The organism is Streptomyces sp. NPDC029292 (genome assembly GCF_055569295.1).
Genome location: NZ_JBVHXR010000033.1, coordinates 1 through 11,785, shown reverse-complemented (window position 1 = coordinate 11,785; position 11,785 = coordinate 1). Strand labels below are relative to the sequence as shown.

Below are 11,785 nucleotides of genomic sequence, written 5' to 3'. Positions count from 1 at the left end.
CCGCCCGTCGCAGGTGGTCACACCCGCCGCAGCACTGCCACCACCTTGCCGAGGATGGTCGCCTCGTCGCCGGGGATCGGCTGGTACGCGGAGTTGTGCGGCAGCAGCCACACATGGCCGTCCTCGCGCTTGAAGCGCTTGACCGTGGCCTCGCCGTCGAGCATGGCGGCCACGATGTCGCCGTTCTCCGCGACCGGCTGGCGGCGGACCGTCACCCAGTCCCCGTCGCAGATGGCGGCCTCGATCATCGAGTCGCCGACGACCTTCAGGACGAACAGCTCACCGTCACCGACCAGCTGTCGGGGCAGCGGGAAGACGTCTTCGACCGACTCCTCGGCGAGGATCGGGCCACCTGCGGCGATACGGCCGACGAGCGGCACGTACGAAGCGGCCGGCTTGCCCGCCGTGTCCGTGGGCTGGACCGAGGACTGGTCGGAGCCCCGGACCTCGTACGCGCGCGGGCGGTGCGGATCGCGGCGCAGGAAGCCCTTGCGCTCCAGTGCCATCAGCTGATGCGCGACCGAGGAGGTGCTGGAGAGGCCGACCGCCTGTCCGATCTCCCGCATCGACGGCGGGTAGCCGCGCCGCTGCACGGAGTCCCTGATCACCTCGATCACCCGGCGCTGCCGGTCGGTGAGCCCGGAGCTGTCCGCCCGGATGCCTGGAGGTCGGCCAGGCAGGGAGCGCTTGGGTCCCTCATGATTCGCGGCTTCGTTCATCGCATGCACCGGCTCGAGTCGGCCCTGGGAGCGGTCCTGGGCAGTGATGGTGGCGCTGTCTGCGGTGGTGGTCACGTCGGCCCCTCTCGATGGTCTCCCTGCTGGACAACGGTAGTTGCTTTCGAAAGGTTGCGCCAAACACACGTTCGAGTGAAAAAACGTGGATTACCTGTCGTGATCATGTGTCTGGGTGTATGGCTAACGCTGCATCCCGAGGACAAAAGGGCTCATTGCTGTACTCTTCACCGCCGGGGCGATGACCCTGCCAGCAGATGTGGGCCGCCGCCCAGTCTGCCATCCGGTACCCCGTCAACCGGGTACCGACCCCCTATCTGCACCGCGACCACGGTATCTCCGCGTGTCCGGGATCGGTATGGCCGTGCGGCACATGCCAATACGTGTGCGACACGCGCGTCGTGGGGGAATTTGCGCTCCAGGCCCCACATCTAGTGGTTGGATTGCAGTAGCGGCCCAGAAGTTGTGGTCCCCCCGGTCTTCGGGCCCTCGGGAATCGCCTATGCTTGGGGCTGCTTCGAGGGGCTCAAGGGGTCTCGCGAGGCCTATGAGTCGTGCTGTGAAGGAGGGTTGGAGCCATGCACTGCCCCTTCTGCAGGCACCCTGACAGCCGCGTCGTCGACAGTCGTACGACCGATGACGGCACGTCGATCCGCAGGCGCCGCCAGTGCCCCGACTGCTCCCGTCGTTTCACGACCGTGGAGACGTGTTCGCTGATGGTGGTCAAGCGCTCCGGCGTGACCGAGCCCTTCAGCCGTACCAAGGTCATCAACGGCGTGCGCAAGGCATGCCAGGGGCGGCCTGTCACCGAAGACGCACTCGCCCAGCTCGGCCAGCGGGTCGAGGAGGCGGTGCGGGCCACCGGAAGCGCCGAGCTGACCACCCATGACGTGGGGCTGGCCATACTCGGCCCGTTGCAGGAACTCGACCTCGTCGCCTATCTGCGGTTCGCGTCCGTCTACCGGGCGTTCGACTCGCTCGAGGACTTCGAGGCAGCCATCGCGGAACTCAGGGATGAGACGAAGTGGCGCCCCGCCGCGGACGAGGCGTCCGCAGAAGACGCGGCCGGGGGGCGCCCGGAGAGCGACCGCGGGTCCGGAGGGACTGTTCAGGTCCCCGTGCCCGCCAGCGCCGCCGACTGACGGGAAGGCCGACTCGGGTCGGCCGATCGGCGGCGACCACAGACCTGTTGCGGGCGGCCGCTTACGCGGTGCGCGCAACACCAGACACACACCGTGCCACGGGAAGAACGAGGCACTTCAGGGCGTTTTAGCCCGATACAGGGAGGCGGCATGACAGAGACGGCGAGCGGTCCGGCACGAGGTTCCCGCGCCAAGGGCACCAAGGCCACCAAGGGACTGCGCATCGAGCGCATCCACACCACCCCCGGCGTGCACCCGTACGACGAGGTGGAGTGGGAGCGCCGTGACGTCGTCATGACCAACTGGCGCGACGGCTCGATCAACTTCGAGCAGCGTGGCGTCGAGTTCCCCGGCTTCTGGTCGGTGAACGCGGTCAACATCGTCACCAGCAAGTACTTCCGCGGTGCCGTCGGCACCCCGCAGCGCGAGGTGAGCCTCAGGCAGCTCATCGACCGCATCGTGAAGACGTACCGGAAGGCCGGCGAGGACTACAAGTACTTCGCCTCGCCCGCCGACGCCGAGATCTTCGAGCACGAGCTGGCGTACGCCCTCCTGCACCAGATCTTCAGCTTCAACAGCCCCGTCTGGTTCAACGTCGGGACGCCGCAGCCCCAGCAGGTCTCCGCCTGCTTCATCCTGTCCGTCGACGACTCCATGGAGTCGATCCTCGACTGGTACAAGGAAGAGGGCATGATCTTCAAGGGCGGCTCCGGTGCCGGCCTGAACCTCTCCCGTATCCGCTCCTCCAAGGAGCTCCTCTCCTCGGGCGGCAACGCCTCGGGTCCCGTCTCCTTCATGCGCGGTGCCGACGCCTCCGCAGGAACGATCAAGTCGGGCGGCGCCACGCGCCGCGCCGCCAAGATGGTCATCCTCGACGTCGACCACCCCGACATCGAGGACTTCATCGAGACCAAGGTCAAGGAGGAGGAGAAGATCCGCGCCCTGCGCGACGCGGGCTTCGACATGGACCTGGGCGGCGACGACATCACGTCCGTCCAGTACCAGAACGCCAACAACTCGGTCCGCGTGAACGACACGTTCATGAAGGCGGTCGAGGAGGGCGGCAAGTTCGGTCTGACGTCCCGCATGACCGGCGAGGTCATCGAGGAGGTCGACGCCAAGGCGCTCTTCCGCAAGATGGCCGAGGCCGCCTGGGCCTGCGCCGACCCGGGCATCCAGTACGACGACACGATCAACCACTGGCACACGTGCCCGGAGTCCGGCCGTATCAACGGCTCGAACCCGTGCAGCGAGTACATGCACCTGGACAACACGTCCTGCAACCTCGCCTCGCTGAACCTGATGAAGTTCCTGAAGGACGACGGCAAGGGCCGCCAGTCCTTCGAGGTCGAGCGCTTCGCCAAGGTCGTCGAGCTGGTCATCACCGCGATGGACATCTCGATCTGCTTCGCGGACTTCCCGACACAGAAGATCGGCGAGAACACCCGCGCCTTCCGTCAGCTGGGCATCGGTTACGCCAACCTGGGCGCCCTCCTGATGGCCACGGGCCACGCGTACGACTCCGACGGCGGCCGCGCCCTCGCCGGTGCCATCACCTCGCTGATGACCGGTACCTCGTACAGGCGCTCCGCCGAGCTCGCCGCGGTCGTCGGCCCGTACGACGGCTACGCCCGCAACGCGCAGCCGCACCAGCGCGTCATGAAGCAGCACGCCGACGCCAACGGTGTGGCCGTCCGCATGGACGACCTGGACACGCCGATCTGGGCCGCCGCCACGGAGGCCTGGCAGGACGTGCTGCACCTCGGTGAGAAGAACGGCTTCCGCAATGCGCAGGCCTCGGTCATCGCGCCCACCGGCACCATCGGTCTCGCGATGTCCTGCGACACCACCGGCCTTGAGCCCGACCTCGCGCTGGTCAAGTTCAAGAAGCTGGTCGGCGGCGGTTCGATGCAGATCGTCAACGGCACCGTCCCGCAGGCCCTGCGCCGCCTGGGCTACCAGGAGGAGCAGATCGAGGCGATCGTCGCCCACATCGCCGAGAACGGCAATGTGATCGACGCCCCGGGCCTCAAGCACGCGCACTACGAGGTCTTCGACTGCGCCATGGGCGAGCGCTCCATCTCCGCGATGGGCCACGTCCGCATGATGGCCGCGATTCAGCCCTGGATCTCCGGCGCGCTCTCCAAGACGGTCAACCTGCCGGAGACGGCGACCGTCGAGGACGTCGAAGAGGTCTACTTCGAGGCGTGGAAGATGGGCGTCAAGGCGCTCGCGATCTACCGCGACAACTGCAAGGTCGGCCAGCCCCTCTCCGCGAAGACCAAGGAGAAGGAGAAGGCCGAGGTCACCGCCAAGGCCGAGGCGACCATCCGTGAGACGGTCGAGAAGGTCGTCGAGTACCGCCCGGTCCGCAAGCGCCTCCCCAAGGGCCGTCCCGGCATCACCACCTCCTTCACGGTGGGCGGCGCCGAGGGCTACATGACCGCCAACTCCTACCCGGACGACGGTCTCGGCGAGGTCTTCCTGAAGATGTCGAAGCAGGGCTCCACCCTCGCGGGCATGATGGACGCCTTCTCGATCGCGGTCTCCGTGGGTCTGCAGTACGGCGTGCCCCTGGAGACGTACGTCTCGAAGTTCACGAACATGCGCTTCGAGCCGGCCGGTATGACGGACGACCCGGACGTGCGGATGGCGCAGTCGATCGTCGACTACATCTTCCGTCGCCTGGCGCTGGACTTCCTGCCCTTCGAGACCCGCTCCGCGCTCGGCATCCACTCCGCCGAGGAACGGCAGCGTCACCTGGAGACGGGTTCCTACGAGCCGTCCATCGACGATGTCGAGATGGACGTCGAGGGCCTGGCCCAGTCCGCGCCCCGCGCGCAGGAGCTGAAGGCCGTCGCCACCCCGAAGGCCGAGGTCGAGGAGGCCAAGCCCGCCCCGAAGCAGGCCCACACCAGCGCCGAGCTGGTGGAGATGCAGCTGGGCATCCAGGCGGACGCCCCCCTGTGCTTCTCCTGCGGTACGAAGATGCAGCGGGCCGGTTCCTGCTACATCTGCGAGGGGTGCGGATCGACCAGCGGTTGCAGCTGATTCAGGGCACAGCCCAGGGGTGAATTTACTGGTCAGGGCGGTGGAGCCGGTTTCTCGGCGCCACCGCCCTTGGCGTTTGTGACGCTGGTTGTTGTGCCCGATGCAACAGGAGGCCTTTGTAAGGGCTTGTTGTGGCGGTTGTGGTGGTGGCAGGCTCCAGGGCATGATCAAGAGAATCGAGTCTTTCGTCCGCCTGTGAGCCAGACGCCCGGGACTGGACTGCCCGGAACCCCGACCACGCTGTTTCACCATGCGCTCCGGCTGCATCGGCTGACGCCGGACGAGCCCCTTCCTCGTGGTGGGGAGTCGTTTCCCGACCTGGAACGGCGTCGACGCGGATCACATCGGAAACGGCCACTCGACCCCACTCTCGACGGGGTCGACGCCGCCGAGGTCCTCGACGAGTACTTCAATGGCACGAGAGATTCCCCGCGCGAGCCGGCCGTCAGGCTTCGTAGCCTTCCTGTGTCGGCCCGGCACAACGAGCACATCAGTGGTGCGGCCCTGAGGGCGCCGGCAGCCAGGGCCCGGCAAACCGGCCGGTGGCTGGTCCGGCACGGGACTGAGACCGGTCCCGCAGCCATCGGACTTGCTTTGCTCACCGAGGTCGCCACTGCGGACGACATTCCGAGGATCCAGACCCTCGGCCTTCTCTCCAACGCCTTCGGCCCCCTTGCGGTGCGGGTCCTGGAACGCCTGCCGGGCGGTGTCGACGCACTGATCTGGCTCGCGGAGCGGGTTACCGGGTGGGGCCGGGTCTACGTAGTGGAGACGCTGTGTCGACACGTGGACGATCACCCGGCCACCCGGCCGTGGCTGCTGCGGAGAGCCGCCAACGGCGACTTCCTCAACAGCTGTTTCGCCGCCAACGTTGCGCGAGTGACCATGCTCCATGAGGCCATCACCGAGTCCGGGGATGACGCTGAATCAGTGGACCAGGCGGGGCGGCTCCTCCACGTGATGACGTACTGCGAGGGTATGGGCACTTCTCTCCGCCACTACCCTCATGCGGTCGCGGTGTTGGAGGCTCATGTTCATCATCTCGGACATCTGGGGCCGACGGCAGAGCGCTATTTCGCCGCGGCGACCGTCGCCCATTACCTGACCAAGGAGACACCCGCCTGGCCCGACGCCGCCGGACTCAAGGCGCGTTGGGACGAGGCCCAGACGTCGTATCTCGCCTTGGTCGACCGTGCGGGCTCGTGTGACGCGGCGCGGGAGGGCCTTGCGGCTGGAGACAGCCGGCTGGCGTGGCTCGCGGACTCCGTGGCATCGGAACTCAATCTGCGGGCCTTCCCCAACGACAGGTCGAGAGCCGAGGATTAGCGCACGTCAGGAATAAGTGTGCTCCGCCAGTATCTGAAGCCCTGAAGGGCGGCACGGCCCCCGGCCGTGCCGCCCTTCGGCGTTTTTGCGGTCCTACGGAGAGGTCCGTTTTCGAAACCGCGGTCCCTGGGGAGTGTGTTTGCGGCGTGGTCCCCAGGGAGTCCGTTTCAGGAATCCTGGCGGCTGCCCATGACCCTGGCGAACGTCGCCGGGTCCTCGTCGTAGCCGTGGATGCCCGGGTGGAAAGTCCACTCCCCGGAGTCGTCGCGTACGAACTCGCCTACGGTTGCGGCCGTCGCCCCCAGGACACTGCCGAAGTCGTCCTCGGCCAGGACGGTGTAGCCCTCGCGCATGCGCACGGCAGGGTTGAGCACGCCGACAAACGTCCTGTGCCTGGCGCGCTGTTGGATGAGTACGCCGACCACCACGCGCGCGTATTGGCTGTTGAGGCGGTCGAGCTCCAGTGTCATCACCTCGTCCCAACCAAAGCCCTTGCCGTCCTTGCTGTCCCGGTTCAGATAGATGGTGCCGTCCGGGGATCGGCTGTCGAAGTGCACCACGTAGGCGGGATTTCCGTACGGGTCAGATGCCAGATACGTCGCCGCGATGATGTCGAGATCGGTCGCGGGCTCACCGACGGGACTGGGGTCCCATTTCACCGCGAGCTCGACTTTACGGATTCCCTTATTGAGACCGTTCACCAGATCTCCCCTCCCCGTTCCCCGAGTGCCTTCCGGCCCAACTGCTCCGCGATCAGGGCCGGTTGTCCATCGTGCCACGCACGCCGGGGCGTTCGCGCGGATGTACTCCGCCGGAGCGTGACCGGCGCCACGCTCCGTGGCCTTACGATGGCGCGGTGCTGGTCAAGTGGATTCGCTGCACCGTGGTGGACCGCCGCGGGTTCGAGCGGGGGCAGCGAAAGTGGGCGGGGCTTCTGGGGGAGCCGGGTTTCCGGGGACAGGGCGGGGGATGGAGCCGGGGGCGGTCCGGCGTCGCACACATCTTCGCCTTCTGGGAGAGTCGTGCCTTCTACGACTCCTTCATGGCCCGTTCTCACGACCGGCTCGCCGCCACGCAGTCCGGCACCTTCAAGGACTCCCAGGTCAAGCTGTTCGATCACCGTTTCGACGTGAAGACCGGCTTCGAGCCGCGCTTCACGGACGCCGACCTGGTGCGCGTCGCCCACTGCCGGATCCACGAGGAACGGGCCGAGCACTTCGCGCTGATGCAGGAGAAGGTCTGGAACCCCGCGATGGCGGGTTCACCCGGCATGGTGCGGGGCCTGTTCGGTGAGGCGCCCGGCCATGAGTTCCTGATCCTCTCCATGTGGCAGTCGGCCGCCGAACACGGCAAGTACCGCGCGGAGCGGGTGGAGCGCCTCGCACTGCGCGCTCAGACGGAGGCCGATGTCGCGGCCCTCGCGGGCGACATCGTGGAGCTGGAGCCCAGCTGGACGGTCTGATCGGGCCACCTGTCGTGGGTCCCGTGTGTGCGGGATCTGTGTGACCTACGCCGTATGGAGCCCGTACGAGTGCTCGATCGGCCGTGATTCGATCTAGGGTCTTGGCATGGCACGACCACGGCGCATCGTCCTTGTCCGGCACGGCGAGTCGGTGGGCAACGCCGATGACACCGTGTATGAACGCGAGCCCGACCACGCGCTGGCGCTCACCGAGAAGGGGTGGCGGCAGGCGGACGAGACGGGCAAACAGTTGCGGGAGCTCTTCGGGCGGGAGCACGTAAGCGTTTACGTGTCCCCCTACCGGCGTACGCACGAGACGTTCCAGGCCTTCCACCTCGACTCCGAGCTCGTACGGGTGCGTGAGGAGCCGCGACTGCGCGAGCAGGACTGGGGCAACTGGCAGGACCGCGACGACGTACGTCTCCAGAAGGCGTACCGGGACGCGTACGGGCACTTCTTCTACCGCTTCGCGCAGGGCGAGTCCGGTGCCGACGTGTACGACCGGGTCGGCGGCTTCCTGGAGAGCCTGTACCGGAGCTTCGAGGCCCCCGACCATCCGCCGAACGTGCTCCTGGTGACGCACGGTCTGGCCATGCGGCTGTTCTGCATGCGCTGGTTCCACTGGACGGTCGCTGATTTCGAATCGCTGTCGAATCCGGGGAACGGGGAGACCCGGATGCTCGTTCTGGGAGACGACGGCAAGTACACACTTGACCGGCCTTTCGAACGCTGGCGTGATCCGGAACCGTACGGAGTCACCGGATAGAGTGGCAGGGCGATGACCGCTGACTCCTCTCCCGACGGGCGCCTGGACCGCGCCGTGGCAAGCCTGCGCGGACTCGCGGTGGGAGACGCGCTGGGCTCCCAGTTCTTCGTGCCCGCGAACTACCCGCTGCTCAAGTGCCGCGAGCTGCCGCCCGATCCCTGGCAATGGACCGACGACACCGAAATGGCCTGCTCCGTAGTAGCCGTTTTGGCCGAACATCACCGCATCGACCAGGACGAACTGGCCCTCTCCTTCGCCGAGCACCACGACTTCGACCGGGGCTACGGGCCCGCGGTCAACCGACTGCTGCGGCAGATCCGGGAGGGCGGCGACTGGCGCGAGCTGGCGTCCGCCCTCTTCAAGGGCCAGGGTTCCTGGGGCAACGGCGCCGCGATGCGCATCGCCCCCCTGGGGGCCTGGTACGCGGACGATCCCGAGCAGGCGACCCACCAGGCGGAGATCTCGGCCTACCCCACGCACCAGCACCGAGAGGCCGTGGTCGGTGCCATGGCCGTCGCCGCGGCCGCCGCGCTGGCTGCCGACCCGGCGGGCCCGCCGAGCGCCGAGGCGCTGCTCGACGGCGTCATCGCGCTCGTGCCGCGCAGCGCTGTCGGCGCGGGGCTGCGGCGCGCCCGGGACATGCTCGACTACGGCAACGCCGCGACGGTCGCCGCCGTCCTGGGCTGCGGACGGCGCACCTCGGCGCACGACACGGTGCCGTTCGCGCTCTGGTCGGCGGCCCGGGCCCTCGGTGACTACGAAGAGGCCTTCTGGGCGACCGCCCAGGTGGGCGGCGACGTGGACACGACCTGCGCCATCGTGGGCGGCGTGGTCGGCTCCGCGAAAGCGGGGGCGCCACCGAGTGCGTGGGTGGAGCGCACGGAAGGACTGCCGGACTGGGTGCCGGGTCCGGCGTACGGGCGTACGGCGAGCGGGGCCTAGGGCCGTACGGCGAATCCGGCGGGCGATCGGGCCCGGCTGTGGCGGTGTACGGCGCTGCACGGTGAGTGACGGGTCGCGAAGCAGAGTCTCACCGTCTGTCACCGCTTCATGAGCGGGCCGCACCGTCTGAGGTCTCCGGAGGGCGTTGCCGCCTCGGAGGCGGACGGACCGCCCGGCGAGGCCGGTGGGTCTCTGTCACAGGTTTGCTACAGCCCGGCCGCCACCCGCTGGGGCGGGTTGCCCGTGGATAGCCTGTCCGCCACGCCGCCCGTTGATCATGAAGGGCGTGCGCCGACGAGACACCGGTCACCAGCCTTCCGCCGCAGGGGCGTGTCGCGGGCTGCGTACGGACCGGCTGGGAGGGGGTCCCGTGTCCGACATACCGTCCATGCCCGAGCCGAGAGACCAGGAGCCGACGCGGCCCAGGGATCCGCAGGGTCCGCAGGTGCAGGAGCCGCGGGAGACCGAACCGACGGAGACCGAACCGAGCGGTCCGGGAGATCCCGATTCCAAGACGCCGCTGGGCGTCGGGTCGGCGAAGAGCCGTGAGTCTGCAGACGCTGTCCCCGGATCCGGCTCCAAGGGAGACGTGTCCGAACCGGACGAGGAAAACGACTGGGCCGATCCGTCGCCCACCCCCGCTCCGTGGCTGGCCGAGTTTCAGGCCAGGCCACCCGCCGCGGTGCGTACGGCCACTCTGTGGGCCGCGCTCGCCACCGGCGTGCTCAGCATGCTGCTCCTGGACGACGGACTGGCGCTCAATCTCCTGCTGGTCGCGATCCCGGCCGCGCTCGCCGCGTACTTCGCCGCTCAGGCCGCGGGACGACGCACGCGCGCGTGGACGGTGGTCTGGGGCGTCGGCGGCATCGGTCTGCTGTCCGTGCCCGCCTTGCGCGACGCGGACTGGCCGTCGTTCCTGGCCGTCGTCACCGCGGTCGGGCTGGGCTCGCTCGCGCTGCACGGCGGCCGCACCTGGCCCGCCGTCCTGCTCGGCCCCATCGGCGTGTTCAACGCCCTCGTGACCGGCCCCACCTGGGGCTGGCGCGGGCTGCGCCAACGGTTCGGCGGTTCTCGCCGCAGCGTAGGCGCCGGGCTGCGCGCGCTCGCCGTGACCGCGGTCCTGCTGCTGGTCTTCGGAGCGCTGTTCGCGGGGGCCGACGCCGCCTTCGCGGATCTGCTCGGCGATCTGGTGCCGGATACCTCCGTCTCCGGTGGCCCCTGGCGCGTCCTGCTCCTGGTGCTCGGCCTGGTCGGCGCGCTTGCGGCGGCGCACACGGCCGCCGCGCCCGTCCAGTGGGACCGGATGGAGGTCCCCACGGGCCGGGCCCGCGGCCGCGTCGAGTGGGCGCTGCCGCTCATCGTGCTCACTGTGCTCTTCGCGGCCTTCAACGCCGTCCAACTCACTGTGCTCTTCGGCGGATACGACGCCGTACTGAAGAACACCGGCCAGACGTACGCCCAATACGCGCGCCAGGGTTTCTGGCAACTGCTCCTCGTCACGCTCCTGACCCTGCTCGTCATTGTCTTCGCCCTGCGCTGGGCGCCACGCGACGGCGCGGTCGACCGGAAGCTGGTGCGCGGTGTCCTGGGAACTCTGAGCGCGCTGGCGCTCGTTGTCGTGGCATCGGCTGTGCGACGTATGGACATGTATGTGGGGGCTTATGGACTGACGCGACTGAGGGTCTCGGTGCTGGCCGTGGAGCTCTGGCTGGGCCTGGTCATCGTGCTCATCATGGCGGCCGGCGTGTGGGACGCCCGCTGGCTGCCGCGTGCCGTCGCGGCCAGTGCGGCGGCGAGTGTGCTCGCGTTCGGGCTGATGTCACCGGATGGGCTGATCGCCGAGCGCAATGTCCAGCGGTACGAGGACACCGGCAAGTTCGACCTCGACTACGCGCGCGGGCTGTCCGCCGACGCCGTACCGGCCCTCGACAAGCTGAAGGAGCCGCTGCGTTCGTGCGCGCTGCGGTCCATCGCGGACGACCTGGGAGGGGCTGGCGAACCCTGGTACGCCACCAGTTGGGGAGAGGCGCACGCCCGGGACATCCTCCGCGACGGGCCGCTGTCCAAGGACGCGGAGTGGAGTGTGTGCGGCCAGGTGGGGGACGACCTCATGTACCGCTGAGTCCGGCGCATGTAGCCCTGCGTCCGGTTATGGGCTGCTGAGTACGGCTCAGGGGTTGCTGAATCCGGTTCATGGGCTGCTGAGTCCGGCTTGCCTGCTGTTCCGGCTTGCTTGGAGTGGGGTGAGAGGACGTCTGCTGCTCTCCGGGCGCGGGGGGGGGGGGGGGGGGGGGGGGGGGGGGGGGGGGGGGGGGGGGGGGGGGGGGGGGGGGGGGGGGGGGGGGGGGGGGGGGGGGGGGGG

Annotated in this window: 9 protein-coding genes; 7 read left to right on the top strand and 2 right to left on the bottom strand. The window is 68.6% G+C overall.

Annotated features, from left to right (window positions below; genetic code table 11):
- Positions 1–17: 17 nt before the first annotated feature.
- On the bottom strand, positions 18–794 hold the full coding sequence (gene lexA, locus ACZ4WS_RS43755; protein WP_081219793.1) for a transcriptional repressor LexA: 777 nt from the start codon (positions 792–794) through the stop codon (positions 18–20).
- A gap of 518 nt (positions 795–1,312) precedes the next feature.
- Between lexA and nrdR the strand changes: the two genes are divergently transcribed.
- The 3 genes from nrdR to ACZ4WS_RS43740 all read left to right on the top strand — a co-directional run bounded on the left by nrdR (position 1,313) and on the right by ACZ4WS_RS43740 (position 6,253).
- Entirely contained in the window at positions 1,313–1,876 is a 564-nt protein-coding gene (nrdR, locus tag ACZ4WS_RS43750; protein WP_467989184.1) for a transcriptional regulator NrdR, read from the top strand.
- A gap of 150 nt (positions 1,877–2,026) precedes the next feature.
- On the top strand, positions 2,027–4,927 hold the full coding sequence (locus ACZ4WS_RS43745; RefSeq protein ID WP_467989182.1) for a vitamin B12-dependent ribonucleotide reductase: 2,901 nt from the start codon (positions 2,027–2,029) through the stop codon (positions 4,925–4,927).
- 195 nt (positions 4,928–5,122) lie between these two features.
- Positions 5,123–6,253 (top strand): hypothetical protein, encoded by a 1,131-nt coding sequence (locus ACZ4WS_RS43740; RefSeq protein ID WP_467989180.1) that lies wholly within the window; start codon positions 5,123–5,125, stop codon positions 6,251–6,253.
- Between the two features lie 167 nt (positions 6,254–6,420).
- Here ACZ4WS_RS43740 and ACZ4WS_RS43735 read toward each other — a convergent pair whose 3' ends face one another.
- Entirely contained in the window at positions 6,421–6,954 is a 534-nt protein-coding gene (locus ACZ4WS_RS43735) for a TerD family protein (protein WP_467989178.1), read from the bottom strand.
- Positions 6,955–7,109: 155 nt separating this feature from the next.
- Here ACZ4WS_RS43735 and ACZ4WS_RS43730 point away from each other — a divergent pair, with 155 nt between their 5' ends.
- From ACZ4WS_RS43730 to ACZ4WS_RS43715, 4 genes are all read left to right on the top strand, one after another.
- On the top strand, positions 7,110–7,715 hold the full coding sequence (locus ACZ4WS_RS43730; RefSeq protein WP_467989176.1) for a DUF4937 domain-containing protein: 606 nt from the start codon (positions 7,110–7,112) through the stop codon (positions 7,713–7,715).
- A 106-nt stretch (positions 7,716–7,821) separates the two neighbouring features.
- Positions 7,822–8,481: a histidine phosphatase family protein gene (locus tag ACZ4WS_RS43725; protein WP_467989175.1), complete on the top strand. Its 660-nt coding sequence runs from the start codon at positions 7,822–7,824 to the stop codon at positions 8,479–8,481.
- A 12-nt stretch (positions 8,482–8,493) separates the two neighbouring features.
- A complete protein-coding gene (locus ACZ4WS_RS43720) occupies positions 8,494–9,423 on the top strand; it encodes an ADP-ribosylglycohydrolase family protein (RefSeq protein WP_467989173.1) in 930 nt (309 codons plus the stop codon).
- Between the two features lie 388 nt (positions 9,424–9,811).
- The gene (locus tag ACZ4WS_RS43715) at positions 9,812–11,545 is read left to right on the top strand and encodes a DUF4153 domain-containing protein (protein WP_467989171.1); all 1,734 of its coding nucleotides are present in this window, start codon (positions 9,812–9,814) and stop codon (positions 11,543–11,545) included.
- Positions 11,546–11,785: the final 240 nt, after the last annotated feature.